The 20997-nt window shown below is 60.4% G+C and carries 18 protein-coding genes and 4 pseudogenes; 16 read left to right on the top strand and 6 right to left on the bottom strand.

Translation table 11 applies throughout. The features are described from left to right. The first annotated feature begins 317 nt into the window (after positions 1 to 317). Positions 318 to 1721, top strand: a complete 1404-nt coding sequence (locus HLH36_RS06645; protein ID WP_182985637.1) for an aminotransferase-like domain-containing protein — start codon at positions 318 to 320, stop codon at positions 1719 to 1721. 290 nt (positions 1722 to 2011) lie between these two features. On the opposite strand, the pseudogene HLH36_RS06640 reads toward HLH36_RS06645, so the two are convergent. The 4 genes and pseudogenes from HLH36_RS06640 to HLH36_RS06625 form a co-directional block, all read right to left on the bottom strand. Then, positions 2012 to 2691: pseudogene (locus tag HLH36_RS06640) on the bottom strand (aldehyde dehydrogenase family protein). Positions 2692 to 2841: 150 nt separating this feature from the next. Further along, positions 2842 to 3600, bottom strand: coding sequence for an SDR family oxidoreductase (locus HLH36_RS06635; RefSeq protein ID WP_182985636.1), 759 nt, complete (start codon positions 3598 to 3600; stop codon positions 2842 to 2844). Between the two features lie 28 nt (positions 3601 to 3628). Then, complete coding sequence (locus HLH36_RS06630; protein ID WP_182985635.1) at positions 3629 to 4174, bottom strand: carboxymuconolactone decarboxylase family protein; 546 nt, start codon at positions 4172 to 4174, stop codon at positions 3629 to 3631. Between the two features lie 30 nt (positions 4175 to 4204). Continuing rightward, positions 4205 to 4999, bottom strand: a complete 795-nt coding sequence (locus tag HLH36_RS06625) for an SDR family NAD(P)-dependent oxidoreductase (protein WP_182985634.1) — start codon at positions 4997 to 4999, stop codon at positions 4205 to 4207. 153 nt (positions 5000 to 5152) lie between these two features. Here HLH36_RS06625 and HLH36_RS06620 point away from each other — a divergent pair, with 153 nt between their 5' ends. The 12 genes and pseudogenes from HLH36_RS06620 (at position 5153) to HLH36_RS06565 (ending at position 16488) form a co-directional block, all read left to right on the top strand. Then, the gene (locus HLH36_RS06620; RefSeq protein WP_182985633.1) at positions 5153 to 6124 is read left to right on the top strand and encodes a GlxA family transcriptional regulator; all 972 of its coding nucleotides are present in this window, start codon (positions 5153 to 5155) and stop codon (positions 6122 to 6124) included. Between the two features lie 366 nt (positions 6125 to 6490). Further along, positions 6491 to 7052: pseudogene (locus HLH36_RS06615) on the top strand (IS5 family transposase). A gap of 88 nt (positions 7053 to 7140) precedes the next feature. Beyond that, the gene (locus HLH36_RS06610; protein ID WP_338030405.1) at positions 7141 to 7545 is read left to right on the top strand and encodes a DUF3034 family protein; all 405 of its coding nucleotides are present in this window, start codon (positions 7141 to 7143) and stop codon (positions 7543 to 7545) included. Positions 7546 to 7864: 319 nt separating this feature from the next. After that, positions 7865 to 8347: an MSMEG_0572/Sll0783 family nitrogen starvation response protein gene (locus tag HLH36_RS06605; RefSeq protein WP_182985632.1), complete on the top strand. Its 483-nt coding sequence runs from the start codon at positions 7865 to 7867 to the stop codon at positions 8345 to 8347. A gap of 24 nt (positions 8348 to 8371) precedes the next feature. Continuing rightward, positions 8372 to 9355 (top strand): Nit6803 family nitrilase, encoded by a 984-nt coding sequence (locus HLH36_RS06600; protein WP_182985631.1) that lies wholly within the window; start codon positions 8372 to 8374, stop codon positions 9353 to 9355. Beyond that, positions 9352 to 10461, top strand: a complete 1110-nt coding sequence (locus tag HLH36_RS06595; protein WP_182985630.1) for an MSMEG_0568 family radical SAM protein — start codon at positions 9352 to 9354, stop codon at positions 10459 to 10461. Before HLH36_RS06600 ends, HLH36_RS06595 begins: the two co-directional genes overlap by 4 nt. A gap of 5 nt (positions 10462 to 10466) precedes the next feature. Then, entirely contained in the window at positions 10467 to 11021 is a 555-nt protein-coding gene (locus tag HLH36_RS06590; RefSeq protein ID WP_408871854.1) for an MSMEG_0567/Sll0786 family nitrogen starvation N-acetyltransferase, read from the top strand. After that, positions 11021 to 11992, top strand: coding sequence for a sll0787 family AIR synthase-like protein (locus HLH36_RS06585; protein ID WP_182985629.1), 972 nt, complete (start codon positions 11021 to 11023; stop codon positions 11990 to 11992). Before HLH36_RS06590 ends, HLH36_RS06585 begins: the two co-directional genes overlap by 1 nt. After that, the gene (locus tag HLH36_RS06580; protein WP_182985628.1) at positions 11989 to 13131 is read left to right on the top strand and encodes an MSMEG_0565 family glycosyltransferase; all 1143 of its coding nucleotides are present in this window, start codon (positions 11989 to 11991) and stop codon (positions 13129 to 13131) included. The genes HLH36_RS06585 and HLH36_RS06580 overlap by 4 nt, the downstream gene beginning before the upstream one ends. 18 nt (positions 13132 to 13149) lie before the next feature. Further along, on the top strand, positions 13150 to 13437 hold the full coding sequence (locus HLH36_RS06575) for an MSMEG_0570 family nitrogen starvation response protein (RefSeq protein WP_182985627.1): 288 nt from the start codon (positions 13150 to 13152) through the stop codon (positions 13435 to 13437). A gap of 14 nt (positions 13438 to 13451) precedes the next feature. After that, entirely contained in the window at positions 13452 to 14699 is a 1248-nt protein-coding gene (locus HLH36_RS06570; RefSeq protein ID WP_182985626.1) for an MSMEG_0569 family flavin-dependent oxidoreductase, read from the top strand. Between the two features lie 16 nt (positions 14700 to 14715). Beyond that, the gene (locus tag HLH36_RS06565) at positions 14716 to 16488 is read left to right on the top strand and encodes an AMP-binding protein (RefSeq protein ID WP_182985625.1); all 1773 of its coding nucleotides are present in this window, start codon (positions 14716 to 14718) and stop codon (positions 16486 to 16488) included. An 18-nt stretch (positions 16489 to 16506) separates the two neighbouring features. On the opposite strand, the pseudogene HLH36_RS19735 reads toward HLH36_RS06565, so the two are convergent. Then, positions 16507 to 16673 (bottom strand): annotated as a pseudogene (locus HLH36_RS19735) (IS3 family transposase); the annotation flags it as partial. Positions 16674 to 16740: 67 nt separating this feature from the next. After that, positions 16741 to 16849: pseudogene (locus HLH36_RS06560) on the bottom strand (IS5/IS1182 family transposase); the annotation flags it as partial. A 107-nt stretch (positions 16850 to 16956) separates the two neighbouring features. On the opposite strand from HLH36_RS06560, the gene HLH36_RS06555 reads away from it, so the two are divergent. The 3 genes from HLH36_RS06555 (at position 16957) to HLH36_RS06545 (ending at position 20997) form a co-directional block, all read left to right on the top strand. Beyond that, entirely contained in the window at positions 16957 to 18315 is a 1359-nt protein-coding gene (locus HLH36_RS06555) for a sensor histidine kinase (RefSeq protein ID WP_182985624.1), read from the top strand. A gap of 2 nt (positions 18316 to 18317) precedes the next feature. Continuing rightward, on the top strand, positions 18318 to 19319 hold the full coding sequence (locus tag HLH36_RS06550) for an NADH-quinone oxidoreductase subunit B family protein (protein WP_338030404.1): 1002 nt from the start codon (positions 18318 to 18320) through the stop codon (positions 19317 to 19319). Between the two features lie 202 nt (positions 19320 to 19521). Beyond that, a complete protein-coding gene (locus HLH36_RS06545) occupies positions 19522 to 20997 on the top strand; it encodes a nickel-dependent hydrogenase large subunit (RefSeq protein ID WP_182985623.1) in 1476 nt (491 codons plus the stop codon).

The following is a 20997-nucleotide window of genomic DNA, read 5'->3' as shown; positions in this document are numbered from 1 at the left end:
TGTCGCTCCGCGCAGATTGGAACCGGTCATATTTCATACAATACGCGCATATTCTCCTTATTATGTCTTCCTATTGTCTTGGTCAAGAATTCGTGTTGACTCGTCGTTTCGTGCCTCATCACGCGGACGAGCTTCTTCCAGTCTGTTCGGATTTCTATGTTCATTAACATATTGGATAAAAACGTAATTTTGATATTAATCCGCCCGTGGAGCGTCCCAGTATGTGCTGGCAAAGGATGGTGAATTAGGCCTTGATTGTATGGTGACATTCGTGAATTGTAGGCGGACAACTTGTGTGCGATTGACTTGGGAATTTGATGTCCACGGCTGAACTGATATCCAACTGGAAACACCATATCGAGCATGGCTCCGGGCCTATTTATCTCTCGATTATCGATGCTTTGGCTGATTCCATACGCAGAGGTCTCCTGCATGAGGGGGATCGGCTTCCGCCCCAACGCCAGTTGGCCGCTGCTCTGGGTACGGACCTCACGACAGTCACGCGCGCCTTCAGTGAGGCCCGTCGACGCGGCTTGATCGAGGCGACCGTCGGCCGCGGGACATTCGTGAAAGTAGGGGCGACAGAAACACGCTGGCGTCACACTGGTCGCGCCATCGTCGATCTCACGATGAATTTGCCGCCGATTCCCGAAGAACCAGCTCTTGGTCAATTGATCCAGGCGGATATGACGTATCTCCTCCGCAAGCAGGAACTCAGTGGCCTGCTTTCATACCGCGTTACCGGCGGCAGCACCGAGGAGCGCCGTCTGGCGGCGCGTTGGATGGAACCCTTGCTCGGGCAACGCAATGAGGATGAGGTTCTTGTTGTTCCAGGTGCCCAGGCAGCCATTGCTGCCGTCGTCTCCACCCTGACGACTCCCGGTGATACGATTATCACCGATCGGTTCACCTACCCTGGTATTCGCTCAGCCGCGGCTCAGTTTCATCTCATGCTCAAGGGTATCGATAGCGATCTGGAAGGAATGGTACCGGATCAGTTCGATCAGGCCTGCCGTCGTCACCGACCGCAGCTCATCTACTGCATGCCGACAATCCAAAATCCATCCACGGCGACCATGTCTCCGGAACGGCGTGAGGCGATTCTGGCAATTGCGCGAGCGCATCAAATTCCGATCCTGGAGGACGATCCCTACGGGTTATTGTTGCGGGACGGCCTGCCCGCAATGGCGCGTCTGGACCCGGCGCATGTCTTCTATGTTTCCACTCTGGCCAAGGTATTGTCGCCCGGACTCCGGCAGGCCTTTCTCGTGGTACCGGGCGTGGACATGGCCCATAGAATGAGTTCGGCCATTCGGGCGCTTTCCCTCACGAATTCGGGGTTGATGACGAGTCTCGTGGCCCGATGGATGCAAAACGGTTCTGCCGCAAGCATCCTGGCAGCGATTCAAACGGAATTGCGGGCCCGGCAGAAAATTGCACGGGATATCCTGGGGAACGGCCATTGCATGCACCCGGACGGCCCGCATGTCTGGCTCAGGCTTCCAGACTGGTGGGGGAGCGTCGATTTCGTTTCATACGCTCGCAGGCAGGGGCTTGCTCTGGTGCCCAGTAATGTCTTCACCGTTGAGGGGGAGCCGCCCCAGCGCGCGCGTATTGCTCTTGGAAGTGCAACGAGCCGAGAAAGTCTCGCTGTCTCTCTGCGAGGCGTCTCCGACCTGTTGCGCCATAAACGTTCGCCCGGCTTCGACGATATCGTCTGATGGCGAGGCCGACAGTGTGTACTCCGCCCACGAGAGACAGATCCGTTTTTTCATTCGATTGCGATAGTGAAGCTAGGGGCTGGACTTATCCGGAGTTGGTCGACTTGTTAGATGAAAACTGTCCTTCTGGTTGGGGGGTGATGAATATTGGGCCGCACGTTCGGACAACAAGTGCGATGATCTCGGTTTCCGGCAGAAAGCGTGAAGTCTTTCAAGCATGGTTACTTTGGAAGTAACGTGGTACGTCTCTGACACCAAAACCCTCAATTATCCCTGGAGATCGAGATTGACTATACGCGCTTAGTTGCGTAGTACAATTGCCCTGCATTAATAAATGCGGTGGCATAGATCTTGTCGGCGACCCACTCGACGTCGTCAATTACAATTGCGGCGTCGTTTCCCCCAAGCTCAAGGGTGAAACGCTTAAGGCTATTGCCACGGACGACATGATCGCCTTTGCAGTCGCGGTCGAGCCGGTAAAGCTGACATGGGCGACATCCGGATGGCTGGTGAGCAACGGACCAAGGTCGTTAGCATTGATGATTGTTTGAAATACTCCCAGAGGAAAAATGTCAGCCGCGAGCTCACCAAGCAACAGCGTTGTGAGTGGCGTAGATGGCGCAGGTTTCGCGATGACCGTGTTGCCTGTGATCAGCGCCGGTGCGAGCTTGAATGAAAGGAGGGTCATCGGTCGATTCCATGGCGTGATCGCGACCACGACGCCTTGTGCATAGCGCTGTTCGACAATCAGTTCATGGTTGTTCCGGCGGATCACCCGCTCTTCAAGCCTCTGGCGCGCAAAATAATGAATCGCATCCCGCGCGCGGGCGACCTCAAGGCGGCAGTCATTGATCGGACCACCGCGCTCGCGTGTCAGTATCTCCGCGATGCGGTCAACAGGGGATCCCTCCTTGCCGGCGACGAGGTACCGGATACGGGTGCCGTCAACATCAACGGCACCCGGGATCATTTGGTCGAGGAGAGAGATGTAAGAGTTCGTGACGGAGCTGTTTGATCAAATTAGTTGGGCATCCTCGGGAAACCGCAACCGATATGGGCGCAGTCCAGCGGGTACGTGGACATGTTGATATTTACCGCTGTCAGCATGCACTTTCTGCTCTTACACCGGGATCGGATCGTCGACGATTGATTGATTGAACGCCGTGACCAGCGCATGTTCTCCGGACCCAGGATTATCTCGGAGCGAGCGTATAGCCTCGACCACGATTTCGGGTGCGTCCGTCGCGAGCAACGTCATCGCCTGCTCGATAAAGGTGTCGAGCGGCATGGCGCGGGGATCGCCGCTCTTCTTGATAAGATCAGTATCGACCCACGGCGGAGCGATTTCCTGCACTGTGACGTGGCTATTGCGCAGCACGAACCTTTGCGACAGGGCATAGGAATGGATTGCCGCTTTGGTCGCCGAGTAAACGGCATTCGTCGCTAGCGGCACGAACGCCAGAACCGAACTGTTATAAAGAACCGTTGCACGCGGCTGAGTTTTGAGATGCTCGATCAACGCCGAGGTCATCAGAACCGGGCCGAGGAGGTTGGTAGCGACGATACTTTGCACAGTTTCAAGGTCGAGTGCGCGTTCGGCGTCGTCGAAGGGCATGATTCCGGCATTGTTGAACAAGACGTTCAAGGACGGATAGTCGCGGATGAGCGTAGTTGCGACCCGTGCGATGTCCGCCGGATTGGCGACATCGAGGGTCACCGACGCCATTCCCGGATTGGCCGCCGTAACTACGTCGAGCAACGCCTGGCGCCGCCCCGAGATGATGACCTGGTTACCGAGCTTATGGAGCGCTTCGGCAAATCCTCGCCCGATACCCGACCCACCGCCGGTGATGAAGATCGTATTGCCTGTAAGATTCATGGTAAATCTCCTGTGTTTCAGCCGTGACTCAACCGACGTCCGAGCGGACGGCGGGGGGAAAGTCGAGCGGTGTATCGACGATGTTGTTGATGCTGTTGGTCAGCACGCTGATCGACACGTGGGCGACCGTTTCAAGGATCTCGGCATCGCTCAGTCCGGCTGCCCGAGCGGATGCGACGGCCTCCGGGTGGGCGCGCCCATGTGTCGCGTTGATGAGGCGCGCGAGCGTGAGAACGGCCCGAGATTTCGGGTCTGATGCCATGCCGTCCTGGGCTGCCGTCAGATCCGCGGCTGTCAGGCCAGCTGCCTTTCCAGCAAGCGTGTGCGCGGCAAGGCAGTAGTCGCAGTGATTGGCGGTCGCGACGGCAATGGCAATTTGCTCCCTCAGGGCACGCGGTAGGACACCATGACCGAGAGAGGCATGTGTCTGGGTATAAACCTCGAGCACTGCAGGTGCGTGAGCCATGACGCGGAAGAGATTGGGCACTCTTCCCATGTTGGCTTTGGCGGTCTTGAAGATGGTGGCGACATGATCGTCGACTGCGTCATCGGTTAACGGAAGAATGGTGTTCATGAGGGTTCTCCGGGCTCTGACGCCCTCTCTTTATTGGGCCACGCCGTAGCGAACTGCAGGTTTGGTGGCGGATAGACGCGTTGCCATGGCGCGGCGCGCTGCCTCGAAGCGGTTCCACTCTTCGATGTCGGGCAGGGCCGGAATCGTCACCGTTTCTCCCTGGTCGAACCCCGCCAATGCCGCGTCCACCATGTCGTCGGCGGTCATGACGATTTCGGCTGGAAGGTGTTCCACCGCAAGACCGCCCACATCCCAGAATTCCGTGGCCGTGGCACCGGGAAGTACTGCCTGGACACGGATACCCTTGTCCTTCAACTCGTGGTTCAGAGAGGTGCTGAATGCATGAACGAATGCCTTCGTACCGCCATAGACACCATTAAGAGTTTCAGGCGACACACTCACGATCGAAGAAATATTGATCAGTGCCCCGTGCCCGCGCGTCACCATCGCCGGAATGGCGGCATAGGTCAGACGGGTTAGCGCGGTCACGTTGATGTCGATCATCGACATCATTCTTTCAATGTCGCTCTCCAACAGAGGCGCAAAGGTGCCGAAGCCGGCATTGTTTACCAGCATCGTGATGCTGGCATCGGTCTTCAGCACCATTTCGACCTGTGCAAGATCTGCCTTGTCCTCGAGGTCGGCGACCAGAACCTTCACCGCGCGGCCTGTCGTGTCACTCAGCCGCTTGGCCAACGCTTCGAGGCGCGCCCGATTGCGGGCGACGACAATGAGATCGTAGCCTCGGCGGGCAAGGCGGTCCGCGTATGTGGCGCCGATACCTGATGACGCCCCCGTCACGACGGCCGTTCCTTTGCTGGTCATGCGGATATCCTTCCTGAAATTCAGCTTCCGTCATGGACGTCCGCGGTGCCGGCTGCGTCATGACTCCGAATTCATACGCCGTCGCCGTTGCGTCTGAAATGACGCAGATGCTACGTATTCGCGCCATGATCTGAGCCAGATAGGGAGAGAGCGATGCCGGACGTCGCCATGTTACTTTTTCCGGGAGTCCAGTTCATGGGGCTCGCAGCACAGACAGCTTTCGAAATCGCCAACATGGCGGTTGGCAGCCCGTACTATACGCTCCATCTGGTTTCGTTGACGGGCGGCAATGTGCCATCCTCGATGGGATTCGATATCGGTACCGGGCATGTCGATGCGCTAGAAGCGGTCGATACGTTGATTCTGCTCGGCGGCGTGACAGTTCCGCAGCGCCTGCCAACGGAGCAGATTGCAACGCTTCAGCATCACATGCGACGGGCGCGCCGTGTCGCTGGCTTGTGTACTGGCGCATTTTATCTTGCGCAAACCGGTGCGCTCGACGGACGGCGCGCCACGACGCATTGGCTTTATGCTAGCCGCATGCGGGCCGATCATCCCCTGGTGAAGGTTGAGGAAGATCGGATCTTCATCAATGAAGGTCCGGTATGGACGTCTGCGGGTCTTACAGCGGGGCTCGATCTGGCGCTGGCGCTTGTAGAGAAGGACCTCGGATTGGAACTCTCGCGCACTGTCGCACGCAGACTGGTGATGAGTCATCGCAGGACCGGCGGGCAGTCCCAGCATTCCGAACTGCTGGATCTGGCGCCAAAATCCGATCGGATTCAAAAGGCGCTTGTCTTCGCCCGATGCAACCTGGCAAACCCTCTCTCGGTTGAGGAGCTTGCGGCTGTAGTCAATTTGAGTCCGCGCCAGTTCAGTCGTGCCTTCAGCGCGGAAACTGGTCAATCCCCTGCGAAGGTTGTGGAGCGTCTTCGGATCGAGGCCGCGCGGCTTTTGATTGATGAAGGAAGGCTTTCTTTCGATGAGATCGCGCAGGAGACGGGCTTGGTCGACCGCCGACGCCTGCGCGAGGCCTTTATCCGCCAGTATGGTCAGACGCCCCAAGGATTCCGGCGTCTCTCTCGTGTCGGGTCGCATGGCGGCGAGAAAGAACAAGAGTTGTGACAGAGGTGGAAAGCCCGAAGGTGGGCGCGACGATTGAGTCTTCTGGCCTGAAGATTTCTCCTGTCCACACCAATCATCGTATCCTTCATGTGTCGTCTTTTCTCTTCAGTTTCTGTTCACAACCATCACGTTGGCATATTGCGATGCCGTTTGGAGAGGACGGCAACCCCTCTCTGTTGTGCGAGGAATGACGGTTTGGCCGGAAGAGGATACAAGTTGATTGGTGCCGGTGCTCCATATTGCCTCATGTATTGACCATTTATCGAATCAGGCGTTTTATCTATGGCAAGAACATCCGATTGAGGCCTGTTAGATCTTGTAGATTATTCCTATATATGAGGAATGACTGAAAGCAATGCGACACAGATTTTCACCGACGAAGCGTGGGCGGTTTGGGAGCCACTGATCGAAGCGGTGCGCCCGCGGGGCAAGACGCCGCCGAAAGACCTGCGGCGGACGATATCGGCGGTGTTCTGGCGTCATCAGAACGGCGCGAAATGGCGCAGCATTCCTTCGGAATTGGGCCCGTGGTGGCTATGGAACCAAGGTCTGCGTAGTCGCTGACGGACGTGGCCGTGCCGTCACCTTCAACCTGGCGCCCGGTCAGGCGCACGAACTGCCGCTGGCACCCGCCATGCTCGACCGCCTGCCACGCGAGCCATTATGGGTCGTCGGTGACAAGGGGTATGCTTCCAATGCCTTCCGGGACCATGTCTGGGCCATGGGCGCGCGACCAGCGATCCCGCCCAAGCGCCGGGACGCTGCCGTTGCCTGTCCACAATGGGTTTATCGAAACCGGCATCTGGTGGAAAACCTATGGGCCCGTCTGAAGGAATGGCGCGCCGTCGCAACCCGATACGAAAAGACCGTCACCTCGTTCCTCGCTATCCTTCACCTCGCAGCCGCCTCAGATTGGATCAAGATCTAACAGACCCTAGTTGAGCAACTATTGGCGTATGCTGCAGCAATAACGGGATCGGAACGGCATTTTATTTTACTTCCGCAGGTTGCGATTGGTGCGACGTATCAAGCCTGACAGCGACAATCATGTGATCCACTCTATCGGCGCACGCTCGGCTGATGGTGGCGATGTGTATATCGCGACCACAAAGCTGTTCGGGAAAGCTCATGTCATCATTGACGCGACGATGCGTCTTACCAAGGGAAATCAACGGGGCATCATTGGTTTCGGCGGAAATTGTAACGACAGTTACCATCCGCAGTTCGAAGGATCTATTGCTTATCTTCCGTCCTTCGTGCCCGGGCTGGTCGTGGGCGTTGAATATAGAACCAAGCCGCGAAATCAGAACTTCATGCCTGAAGGTAATTGTTTTGACGCGTGCGCGACCTACTTCGTTAACAAGCATCTGAACGTGACGCTGGCTCATGTCCCTCTGGGGACGACCGCGCCGTATCATTGACCAGGCAGAGGTCTATGCGTCGCTTCAGACCGGGTTTTAGCCTGATGCCATGCAGACAATAAGAATTATTCAGGTCCGGTGGAGAACTATTTTTTTATAATAATTCAATTACATAGGGGTATAACTTTTTGAGTGTTTGCGCGGGCATACCATCGTGTATGGCATTGTATGTTAAAAAAAGCGGCTTCTCTCGATATGTGCCATATATTGTATGGATTATGGTGAAAGCTTGCGGTTGGAATTGTCCCCATCGTATGCAACGTAATGTCTTCGGTTCACAACCGCCGATCGATCAGTCGGCCTTTGCTGGAGTATGAAAATGCCCAAAGTCGAGCATGCCCCCCACAAGGATGGTGACGTTTTCGTCGATTACGAAAACAAGGTCTTTGAAGACGTCAAAGCCAATCCCGGTGAAAAGGCTCTCATCACCTTTCATACGGTTGCTTTCGAAGGTTCGATCGGCTTCGTCAATCTGCTTCAGGCGACCCGCCTGATCCGCAAGGGATTCGAGACATCCGTCCTGCTCTATGGACCCGGTGTGACCCTGGGCGTGCAGCGCGGGTTCCCGCGTCTCGGCGATGAAGCCTTTCCTGGGCACATGAACTGCAACAAGCAGATCACCAAGATCCTTGAAGAGGGTGGGAAGGTTTACGCCTGCCGCTTCGCTCTCCAGGCCCTCTACGGCCATGGTGAGCAGTCCTTGATCCCCGGCATTACGCCCATCAACCCGCAGGACGTGCTGGACCTGATCTTGCTTGCCCGGCGTGATAACGCCTTCATTCTCGATACTTGGACGGTCTGAGGATCGTCAGGAAGGACCGCCAGCATGTCCCGTATCGTTCGCGCCGCTGCTATCCAGATCAGCCCTGTCCTCGGTGACGATGGTCTGGGTACGGCCCGGAAAGTCTGTCAGGCCATCCGCGATGCTGCCGAAAAAGGCGTCAAGCTTGCGGTCTTTCCTGAGACCTTCGTGCCTTATTATCCCTATTTTTCATTCATCCAGCCGGCCTTCCGCTTCGGGGGTGAGCATTTGGAGCTCTACGAACGCGCCGTCGTCATTCCAGGCCCGGTGACGGACATGGTGGCGGAGGCCGCCCGCGACACGGGCATGGTCGTGGTGCTGGGCGTGAACGAACGCGATTTCGGCACGCTTTACAACACGCAGATCATCTTCGATGCCACCGGCGACATCCTGCTCAAACGACGGAAGATCACGCCGACCTACCATGAACGCATGGTGTGGGGGCAGGGCGACGGTGCGGGGCTCAGGGTCGTCGACAGTGCTGCCGGCCGGATCGGAGCGCTGGCGTGCTGGGAGCATTATAATCCGCTCGCCCGCTACGCGCTGATGACCCAGCACGAGGAGATCCACTGCGCCCAGTTCCCGGGCTCGCTGGTGGGGCAGATTTTTGCCGATCAGATGGAAGTCACGATCCGTCATCACGCGCTGGAATCCGGCTGCTTCGTCGTGAATGCCACTGGGTGGCTCACGGAAGACCAGATCCGCGACATCGCACGTGACCCGGCCCTGGAAGGGCCGCTGCGGGGTGGCTGTTTCACCGCCATTGTCTCGCCCGAAGGCAAGCTCCTCGGTGCGCCGCTGACGGAGGGTGAGGGGATGGTGATTGCCGATCTCGACTTCGCCCTCATCACCAAGCGCAAGCGGATGATGGATTCCGTGGGCCATTACGCACGCCCCGAACTGCTCAGTCTGCTGCAGGATCGGCGTCCTGCCGGCACCGTTCACTATGTCGGTGAGGTCGGCTCGGACGTCTCGGTTCTTCTTTCTTCTGATGAAGTTGTCTCATGACTGTTCCGACACTCGGCACTCTCTCTGGTCGTCAACTCGTCACCGATCTGCAGTCGTTAGGCCTTCAGATCGGCGAGGATTCGGGTGGTATCGCCCGAAAAGGTGGGGCTGGTCCCTCGGATCACAAGACGATCACCATCGCAGGCCAGACCGTTATGGTCCCGGTCTATACGTCCGGGGCGCGCCGTTCTCCGTTCCAGGCAAGCCCGCCGGATCAGAACGGTGCCAGCACGCTGGTGCGAGATGGGCAGCCCCTCGGCACGATCCATTTCCCGGCAGCCCCGCGTTTTTATGGGCTGACGACGGCCGACGGCATTCCTTATTGGAAAATTGCCTTGCTGCACGGGCGGGATACGTTGGCAACCACGGTGCATCAGACCTGCATCCGCTATGCCGATCGGCGTACGTCCTGCCAGTTCTGCGCCATCGGCCAGTCGCTGGAGGCCGATCGGACGATTGCGTACAAGACACCCCAGCAACTCGCCGAGGTCGCCAAAGCCGCGGTGGAACTGGATGGCGTGCGCGACATGGTGCTGACGACCGGCACGCCCAACGTGGTCGACCGGGGTGCCGCCGTGCTGGAGGAAACAGCTCGTGCCATCCGGGCAGCCGTTGACCTGCCGTTGCAGGTCCAGTGTGAGCCGCCACGCGATCATGTCTGGTTCCAGCGCCTGCGTGACGCCGGTGCCGATAGCCTGGGGATGCATCTCGAAGCTGCTACGCAGGCTGTGCGTGAGAAGATCATGCCCGGCAAGGCCACCGTCAGCGTCGATCGCTACATGGAGGCCTTTGCGAGCGCAGTGCCCATCTTCGGGCGCGGCCAGGTCAACACCTATATTCTGGCCGGGCTTGGCGACAGTGCCGGAGATATTCTGGCGCTGGCCGAGCGTCTGATTGCGCTCGGGGTCTATCCGTTCGTGGTGCCGTTCGTGCCGATTTCCGGAACCCCGCTGGAAGATCATGCGCCACCCTCCGCCGATTTCATGAAATCCGTGCTCGCGCCGCTTGGGCGCATGCTGCGGGAGGCGAATATGAGATCAACCGATATCCGGGCTGGGTGCGGCCGTTGTGGTGCCTGTTCTTCCCTCTCGGCCTACGAGCACTGACCATGATGGTCGAAGGAGTGGACGACCGGCCGTTTATCCCCACGGAATATGTTATCCGTTTCGCCCGTACGCCGTGGGAGCGGGCCGGTTATCATGCCCTGCGACGTGAGGTGTTCTGCGCAGAACAGCATGTGTTCGCCGATGATGACCGGGATGCGGTCGATCAGGCTGCCATTCCCATTATCGCGGCCTGCTGCATGGCTGGAATGCCTGACCGGATCGTGGGAACTGTCCGCATCCACGAACCTGAGCCTGGGGTTTGGTGCGGGTCGCGTCTGGCCGTCCACGCCGATCACCGCAAGCTCGGGCGGATCGGGGCGGAACTCATTCGCATGGCGGTCAGCACGGCGCATGGTCTGGGAGCTGCCCGGTTCCTCGCGCAGGTGCAGGAGCAGAACGTGCTGTTTTTCCGGCGTCTGCACTGGAAGAGCTTGGGAAAGATTGTCCTGCACGGCCTGCCGCATCATGAGATGGAAGCCGATCTGTCTCGCTATCCGGCACACGGTCAGGAGCAGACATGGCTCCTGCGCCCGCAGCCGCGCGAGCGGCAGGTGGCGTGATGGCACATTTGCTGGCCGATATGCTCCGCACCCTGCGCACTGGCCGTGCCTTGTCGGCCAAGCAGGATATTGCGGCAGTGGTTTCCATCCTTGGAGATGGCACGCGGGATGCCATTCGGCTTGGTGACGATTGTGCGGCAATCCCGGATGGAGACGGCTATCTTCTGCTGGCCAGCGAGGGTTTTCAGGACAGTTTTGTCCGTGCCATGCCATGGTTCGCCGGCTATTGCGGCGTGATGGTCAATACCAGCGACATTGCTGCGATGGGCGGACGTCCTGTGGCGGTTGTCGATGCACTATGGAGCGACACCTCGGAATCCGCGGCATCGATCCTGACCGGTCTGCATGATGGAGCCCGGACTTACGGTGTGCCTGTTGTGGGTGGTCACACCAATATCCGCAGTACCCACAACTCCCTGTCGGTGGCGATCCTTGGGCGGGCCCGTCAGTTGCTGACCAGCTTCGATGCCCGTCCTGGCGAGGTCCTGATCGCCGCGATCGATCTGCGTGGCCGGTGGCACGATCCGCATCCGTTCTGGGACGCAAGTTCCGCACTTTGCGGCACCGAAGGGGCGGTGCGCCTGAGGGGCGATCTCGAACTTCTGCCGGCTATTGCCGAAGATGGCCTGAGCCGTGCTGCCAAGGACATCAGCATGGCCGGTCTGCTGGGCACCGCCCTTATGCTGGCTGAGTGCTCCGGCGTGGGCATCACCATCACGTTGGATGACATTCCCCGACCGGGGGACGCGCCGATGGAACGCTGGCTGTCCGCATTTCCCAGCTATGGCTACCTGCTGACGGGTCGCCCCGAGGATGCCGGGGCGATCATGGCCCGCTTTCACGGGCGCGGTATCGCCGCGGCCATTATCGGTCGGTGTGACGACACGAAGCGGCTGGATATTACGTGGGCGGCCGAGCAGGAAACGTTCTGGGATCTTACGCACGCCCCCCTCATGGGCTGTGGGTCATGAGCCTTTCCATCGGTATCCTCACTCATTCCACCAATCCTCGCGGTGGCGTGGTGCATGGCATGGCGTTGGCGGAAGCCCTGTACGAAGCCGGTCACGACGTGAGCCTGATCGCGCCGGATGACGCAGGGACCGGGTTTTTCCGTGTTCCGCGCTGCCCGACACGTTGCATCCCGGCCAAATCCGAACGGGACCTGCCGACACTGGTGGAGCGCCGTATTGGTGAAATCGGGGACGCACTGCGCGGCGAGCGCTTCGATGTGTTGCACGCTCACGACCCCATCAGTGCCAATGCCCTTGCCATTCTGATGGAAGAGGGACGGATCCCGGGTTTCGCCCGCACGATCCACCATCTGGACAGCTTCTCTGACCCTGGACTCGCTGAACGGCAGCAACGCGGTTTTATGGCGGCGACCGAACTGTTCACCGTCAGCGCGCTCTGGGAAAACGTCCTGCGCGTCGAACATGGACGAGAGGCCTGTATCGTGGGCAATGGGGTCGATCCCGTGCGTTTCTCGCCCGTGCCTGTTGCACAGGATGCCGGACTGCGCGCGCGGCATCATTTGCCGTCGGACAAGCGGCTTATCCTCTCTGTCGGAGGAATCGAGCGCCGAAAGAACACCCTTCTGCTGCTGGACGCCTTTCTGACCCTTCGTCTGGAATACCCGGACCTGCATCTGGTCGTGGCCGGTGGGGCCTCGCTGCTCGATCATTCGTCCTATCGGGCTCATTTCGAAAAGCGCCTTCGGGAGAGCGGTGAAGCGGATCATGTCACTGTGACCGGACCGGTGGCAGATGAAGACATGCCCGCGCTTTATCGGCAGGCGGCAGCTCTGGCCTATCCGTCCCGCACAGAGGGGTTCGGCCTGTGCCCGCTGGAGGCGCTGGCCTGTGGGACGCCGGTCATCGTGCCGGATATCGCCCCGTTCATCGAGCATCTGCATGGAGCAGAAGTCCTATGGTGCAGGCCGGATCGCCCGGACACGCTGTTCCTGGCTTTGCGGGAGGCCTTGAGCATCGGGAGCCGTGATTTTTTCCGGGTCAGCGGCCCCGCGACGGCCAGGCGCTTCGATTGGCGCGCCGTTGCTGGCCGTCACCTTCCCGCATACCGGCGCCTGGCAGCCCTGCCGCGTCCCAACTGAATCAGGAGCGTCGTCAATATGCCCGAAATGATTTTCCGTGTGCGATGGCCAGATGGAAAGGAGACCGACTGTTACTCCCCGTCGTTGGTCATTCGGGACCATTTTACGGCTGGAGAAGATTACCCGGTCGCGAAGTTTATCGAGAAAGCGGACGCAGCTTTGACCGAAGCGAGTGAGCGGGTCCGTGCCCGCTACGGCTTTCCGTGCAGCCGAGCGCTCGGCCAGCTTCAGGTCATTCGGCAAACCGGTTCGTTCTTCCTTGATCGCTCCGACGCGCAGGTGCGCGTCTTGTCCTTCAATTCCTGAGACGGAACATTACCATGACACAGAATGAAAAAACGATTCCCGTCATCATCGTCGGCGGAGGCCAGGCCGGCCTTTCCATGAGCTGGTACCTCTGTCGTGAGAACGTCGATCACATCGTCTTCGAGGCGAAAACTGCCTGTCATTCCTGGGACGACGAACGCTGGGATAATTTCTGCCTCGTCACCCCCAACTGGCAGTGCCAGCTCCCCGGACATCCCTATCAGGGGAAAGATCCACACGGATTCATGGTGAAGGAAGAAATTATCAATTATGTAAAAGGCTTTGCCGACTCGTTCAGCCCTCCTCTGCGCGAACATACGGCGGTCACGTCCATTACGCGCCATGAAAATGGCGGTTATCGCGTCGTGGCCAACGAGGAAGTCTGGCATGCCAGGCATGTCGTTATCGCCTCGGGTGCTTATCAGGATGCCGTAATCCCGGGTTATGCCAGCGCGATCGATTCCTCCATCTATCAGGTTCATTCGCAGGATTATCGTAATGGTGCCCAGCTTCCGGAAGGCTCCGTTCTGGTTGTCGGCAGTGGGCAGTCCGGCGCCCAGATCGTCGAGGATCTGTTTCTCGAAAAACGCAAGGTCCATCTGTGCGTGGGCGAGGCCCCCCGGGTCTCGCGCTTCTATCGCGGCCGCGATATTGTCGACTGGCTTGCAGACATGCATTTTTACGACCTGACGGTGGATAACCACCCTTTGCGTGACGGCGCGCGCGACAAGACAAATCATTACGTTACCGGTCGAAATGGAGGCCATGATCTCGATCTGCGCCTCTTTGCTAAAGAGGGTGTGGGCCTGCATGGCACACTGCAGACGGTCCGTGATGAAGTGGCTTACTTTCTGCCGGACCTGAGGGAAAATCTCGACGATGCCGACAAGACCAATGCCGACATTAAAAAATCCATTGATGCCTATATCGCTCGCGAAGGCATCGCTGCCCCGGCTGAAGCGCCGTATGTGCCCGTCTGGGAGCCGGACGGAAGTAACGCGCCGCTGGATCTGAAGGCTGCGGGAATTACGTCCATCGTCTGGTGCATTGGCTTCCGTCCGAATTACCGATGGATCGACGTGCCGGTCTTTAATGGTGCCAACAAACCCGTCTGGCATCGGGGCGTGACAGACGCCCCGGGCTTCTACTTCCTCGGACTGCCGTGGCTGCACACTTGGGGATCGGGGCGGTTCTCGGGCGTTTCCCGTGATGCCGCGTGGCTTGCCAGCCAGATCACCGGCAAAGACGTCCCTGTGGCATGATCGGAGTTAAGGCGCCTTGATTCCGTGGGCAACATATGAAGCGATGCATGGTGCGTCCATAAACCAGCCAGAGGCGTTCTGGCTGGATGCGGCGCGGCGTATCACATGGAAACAGGCGCCCGTGACAGCCTGCCAGCCGCGGGCAGACGGCTGGCACGACTGGTTTCCCGATGCCACACTCAACACGTGCTACAATGCTGTAGACCGGCATGTTGAAGGTGGCCTGGGTGAGCAGGCCGCCTTAATCTGGTATTCCTGTGCCACGAAGGAACGGCAGGCCGTAACCTACCGGGAACTGCAGGGCAGGGTGGCCGGGTTTTCTGGAGGCTTGCGCTCGCTGGGAGTGAAAAAGGGCGACCGTGTCCTGATCGCCATGCCGACTATGATCGAGACGGCCATAGCCATGCTCGCCTGCGCGCGGATAGGTGCTGTGCATGTCGTGGTTTTTGGCGGTTATGCCGGGCCCGAACTCGGGCGACGAATTGATGATGTGACCCCGAAGGTCGTCATCGTCGCCAGTTGCAGCTTTCAGCGTCAGACAGCCATTCCGTCGGCACCCGTGCTTCACGAAGCCTTAGCCGGGGCCACGTACAGGCCACAGGCTTGCATCATCCTACAGCGCGCGGCATGTCCGGCACCTCTTCTCCCTGGGCGGGACCACGATTTCCATCTCCTGGAGCAATCTGCCCCTGTCGAGCCGCTTATGCTGCGGTCCGAAGATCCCCTCTATATTCTTCATACGTCCGGGACGGCGGGCGCTGCGAAGGGTATCGTTCGGGACAATGGCGGCCATGCGGTAGCCTTGGCCTTGTCCATGGCTCTTATATACGGCTGCGGGACCGGGGATACGTTTTTCACCACATCCGACCTTGGTTGGGTTGTTGGTCATTCCTATGGTGTCTATGCACCCTTGCTCAGCGGCTGCACCAGTGTGATCATGGAGGGGGGTGAGAATACTGCAAGCATTCGTGCCCTCTGTCTCGAGCACGCTGTTACGTGCCTCTTCACGACCCCGACCCAAGTCAGGCTTATGCGACAGGAAAGCCGCAATCCGGCGGAAGGTGTGATGTCGACGCTGGCTCGCGTCTTTGTTGCGGGGGAGTATGCAGACCCGACATTGCTGGATTGGGCGCGGTCATATTTCCAACGACCGGTTGTCAATCATTGGTGGCAGACTGAAACGGGATGGAGCATCACCGCTCATTTCTTCGGTATTCCCGAGCCGGAACCCATTACCCTTGTGAATGATATCGGACGGCCTGCACCCGGATTCCGTCCGGTCATCGTTCCGTCGACCCCTGATGAGCCGTGCGGCGAGATTGTTCTAGCTCTTCCGCTACCGCCCGGCTGTCTTGCGGGTGTATGGAAGGACAAGGCGTTCCATGTTCCAGTGGGCTACCTTGATGACTCGGGCAAGTACTATCGCACTTTCGATGAAGGTATGATCGATGCGGGGTATGCCGTTCATATGCTTGGCCGCTCCGACGATGTAATCAAAGTTGCCGGGCGACGTATCTCCGGCGTGCAAATTGAAAAAATCATTGCGGCTCATCCGGCCGTCCATGCCTGTGCCGTGGTCGCTGTTCCTGACGAACTGAGAGGGCAGAGGCCTGTCGCCTATGTCGTGCCTGCTTTTGTTCTCGACTGTGCATCGGTAAGTAAGGAAATTTCCAGACACGTCGATCATGCGCTGGGTCGATGGGTAGGACTCAGAGAAATCCGCTTCGTGGACCGATTGCCGACAACCAGGTCTGGAAAAATTACTCGAAAAAAATTGTTGGTCTCCTGACGTCTGGCCCGATGCGATTTCGGGCGCAGGCTGATAATATACCTCCGATCGGTTGAGCCTCAGCAGGGCACATTGCCGGACAACCGACAGGCGGCGACGCTGCGGGGCGATCATTTTCCGCCTCTGGTCACGCGACAGCGAACAGAGGCATCCCGCAAAAAATCCCGTTCCACCAGAAGCTGGCCGCCTTGCCCATCAGTCCCTCTCCAAGTCCGCGATAGCTTATCACCCTATCCGATTTTCCGGGGACATCTCTGGCATCAGCGACGCAATTGGCGCCCACTCGCGCATCGCGAAGGTCGCTTGCATACTCCAGGTCGTCCCGGCGATACTGCGCGCGGGTAATTTCAGTCCAGGCCATCTTAATCTCATCAGGTTCTCACAAACCCATGAATCATAATCTGCTGAAATAAATCAATTAATTTTCGGCCAGACACTAAGGGTCATGCTGACCTGAGGAAAGCGATCATGACTGATGCGGTGCAGCCTACCGCTTCCAGACCACTGGTTGATGACGACCAACTATGGCTGAGCGTCATGAACAAGATGGACGAGACCTGGGCCGAGCTGGTCGGGCAGCAGATCGAGCTTGAACGCAAGAACGCCGAGCTTGAGGGCGCGCATGCCTTCATGGCCGGTGTGTTCGATTCCATGTCCGACGTGCTGGTGGCGTGCGATACTGCGCTGCGCGTCGTGCGTACGAACCAGGCGGCCGAGCGGCTGTTTCCCGGCGGTGCGGACGGGCTGGTGGGACGCCTGCTGACGGAGCTGGTCGATCCGCACTCTCCCACCACGGTAGCGGATGTCGCGAACACCATCGTCCGGAGGCAGCGTCTGGAGGACCGGGAATTCATCCTGGCGGCGGCCGGGGGACCGATGCCTTTCGCGGTCAACGGCACCGTGCTGTATGACGGGCGGGGGCGCCCGTCAGGCGTGGTTCTGGCGGCGCGGCCGCTGGGCGAACTGCGCCGCGCCTATACCGAGCTGGACCGTGCGCATCGCAGTCTGAAAGACGCACAGGCCCAACTGGTGCAGGCCGAAAAGATGGCGTCGCTGGGGCGGCTGGTGGCCGGGGTGGCGCATGAACTGAACAACCCGATTTCCTTCGTCTATGGCAACGCGCATACGTTGCGCCGTTTCACCAGGCGGCTGGAAACCTATCTGGCGGCGGTCCATGCCGATCCGCGTGCGGCGGATTTTGCGCGGCCGCGCGAGGAGCTGCGCATCGACATGGTGCTGTCGGAGCTGGACGGGGCCCTGTCCGGTATCGTCGAGGGCGCCGAGCGTGTGCGCGACATCGTGGCTGATCTGCGGCGTTTTTCCTCGGACAGGCGTACGCCCGGCACGATATTCGACCTGGCGGATGTGGCGCGTACGGCGCTGGACTGGGTTCTGGCCACCTGCGGGCGTCCAGTGACCGTCCATGCCGACCTTGACGGCGCCCTGGAGGTCGATGGCCATGCCGGGCAGATGCAGCAGGTCATCATGAATCTGGTGCAGAATGCCGTGGACGCCGTGGAGGGGAGCGACAGCCCGACCATCGACATCGCCGGCACCCGGCGGGGCGGGCGGGTATGCCTGACCATCCGCGACAATGGCCCCGGTATCGCGCCCGAGATCATGGACCGGATCTTCGACCCGTTCTTCACCACCAAGCCGGTCGGCAAGGGCACCGGGCTGGGGCTTGCGATCTGCTATCGCATGGTGACCGAGCATGGGGGCATGCTGGCGGCGTCGCGTCATCCCGCGGGCGGGACGACGATGACACTGGACCTGCCGGCCTTCATGCCCGATGAGGGGCCAGATAACAGCAGAACGGAGGCCTGAGCGTGGCGTTTACGGTGCTGTGGCTGCAATCGGGCGGATGCGGGGGGTGCTCCATGTCCCTGCTGTGCGGGGAATCGCCCGACCTGCTGACCACGTTGCGGGGGGCAGGGATCGAACTTCTGTGGCACCCCAGCCTGTCCGAACGCACGGGGGGTGAGGCGCGGGACCTGTTCGATGACATCCTGTGCGGCCGCCAGGCGCTGGATGCCCTGTGCATCGAGGGGGCGATGCTGCGTGGGCCGGAGGGTACGGGCCGCTTTCACGTCCTGGCCGGGACGGAGCGCCCTATGATCGACTGGATGCGCGATCTGGCGGCGGTGGCGCGGCATGTGGTGGCGGTCGGCACCTGCGCGGCCTATGGCGGGGTGACGGCGGCCTCACCGAACATTCTGGACGCCTGCGGGCTGCAATTCGACGGATATTATCCGGGCGGCGCGCTGGGCGCCGATTTCCGCGCGCGCGGCGGCCTGCCGGTGGTCAATGTCGCGGGCTGTCCCACCCATCCGGACTGGGTGACCGAAACGCTGATGCTGCTGGCGCAGGGGGCGCTGGACGGGGACGGGCTGGATGCGTTCGGGCGCCCGCGTTTCTATGCCGACCAGCTTGTGCATCATGGCTGCACCCGCAACGAGTTCTATGAATACAAGGCCAGTGCCCTGCATCCTTCGGAACAGGGCTGCATGATGGAGCATATGGGCTGCATCGGCACCCAGGCGCATGGCGATTGCAATACGCGGCTGTGGAACGGCGGCGGGTCGTGCACGCGCGGCGGCTATGCCTGCATCAACTGCACCGCCCCGGAATTCGAGGAGCCCGGTCACCCCTTCGCCCGCACGCCCAAGATCGCGGGTATTCCCGTCGGCCTGCCCACCGACATGCCCAAGGCGTGGTTCGTGGCGCTGTCGTCGCTGGCCAAGGCCGCCACGCCGGATCGCCTGGCCCGCAATGCCGTCAGCGATCATCAGGTTGTCTCGCCGCCCTGCCGTACGCCGAAATGGCGGTAGGGATGAGAGCGGATGAGAACGGATCGGGCTTTGCCCGAACCTACCAGGGCCTAAGATACTGGACCCCTATCATGAATGAAACGACCGGGTTTCCAAAGGGCACGGCCTTTTGGCAGGTTTCAGGGCGGAGTTGGCCAAGGTTCCGTCGGCCGGAACGGCCGATGGAAAGCCAACGGAGGGGGAGCCCTGAGGTATGTCCGGCATGACCGAACAAGGCACCACGCGGCTGGTGGTCGGGCCGTTCAATCGTGTCGAGGGCGATCTGGAGGTACGGCTGGACATCGCGGACGGGCAGGTGCGCGCGGCCCAGGTCAACGCCACGCTGTTTCGCGGGATCGAGCGGATTCTGGAAGGGCGCGACCCGATGGATGCGCTGGCGATCGCGCCCCGGATCTGCGGCATCTGTTCGGTTTCGCAATCGCATGCCGTGGCGCTGGCGCTGGCCGGGGTGATGGGGATTGGCCCTGCCGCGAACGGGCAGGTGGCGACGAACCTGATTCTGGCGACGGAGAATCTGGCTGATCATCTGACGCACTTCCATCTGTTCTTCATGCCGGATTTCGCGCGGGCGGATTATGAGGGGCGGCCGTGGTTCGCGCGGGCGCATGCGCGCTTCGCGGCCATGCGCGGGACGGCGGCGCGGTCGATCCTGCAGACGCGCGCCCTGCTGCTGCATGTTATGGGGGTACTGGCCGGGCATTGGCCGCATACGCTGGCGATCCAGCCGGGGGGCGTATCGCGCGGGGTGGGCATGCAGGAGTGCGCGCGGTTGGGCAGCATTCTGGCGGGCGTGCGCGCGGCGCTGGAGGAAAATCTGTTCGGGACCGTGCTGGAAGAGGTGGCCGCCCTGGCCGATGTGGCGGCGCTGGAGACATGGCGCACCCAGGGGCCGCAGGGTGATTTTCGCCTGTTTCTGGAAATCGCGGCCGACCTCGAGCTGGAGCGGTCGGGGCGGGCTTATGACCGGTTCCTCAGCTATGGGGCCTATCCCGGCGGGCTGGCGGCCGGGGAGGAGGCGCGGCTGTGGCCCGGCGGCCTGTTCGTGGACGGCGGCACGCGAGCGCTGGAGATCGCGGCGGTGACCGAGGATCACGCGGTCAGCCATATGGATGATCACGACCATCCGCATCCGCCCTTCGCCGGGTCCACCATTCCGCGCTTGCGCGACGGGGCGGCCTATAGCTGGTGCAAGGCGCCGCGCCTGTCCGGCCTGCCGTATGAGACCGGCGCACTGGCGCGGCAGCTTGTCGCGGGTCAGCCTCTGGCGCGGGATCTGGTGGCGCGCGGTGGCGGCAATGTCCTCTCCCGTGTTGTGGCGCGCCTGGTCGAGAGTGCGCGCCTGCTGATTGCGATGGAGGGATGGGTGCGGATGCTTCGCCCCGGCGCCCCGTGGTGCCATGTGCAGGGGGCGGTACCCGATGGGCGCGCCGTCGGCATGACCGAGGCAGCGCGCGGCGCGCTGGGGCACTGGCTGCGCGTCGAGGGCGGGCGGATCGCCGGATACCAGATCATCGCGCCGACGACGTGGAATTTCTCGCCGCGCGATGGGTCGGGCACGCCCGGCCCGCTGGAGCGCGCACTGGTGGGTGCGCCGGTCCGGCCCGGAGAGCGCGCGCCATTGTCGGTGCAGCATATCGTTCGTTCCTTCGACCCCTGCATGGCCTGCACGGTGCATTGA

The organism is Gluconacetobacter aggeris, from assembly GCF_014174395.1.
GTDB lineage: Bacteria > Pseudomonadota > Alphaproteobacteria > Acetobacterales > Acetobacteraceae > Gluconacetobacter > Gluconacetobacter aggeris.
The sequence above is the reverse complement of the archived record's forward strand: the minus strand, read 5'-3'. Positions and strand labels throughout refer to the sequence as shown.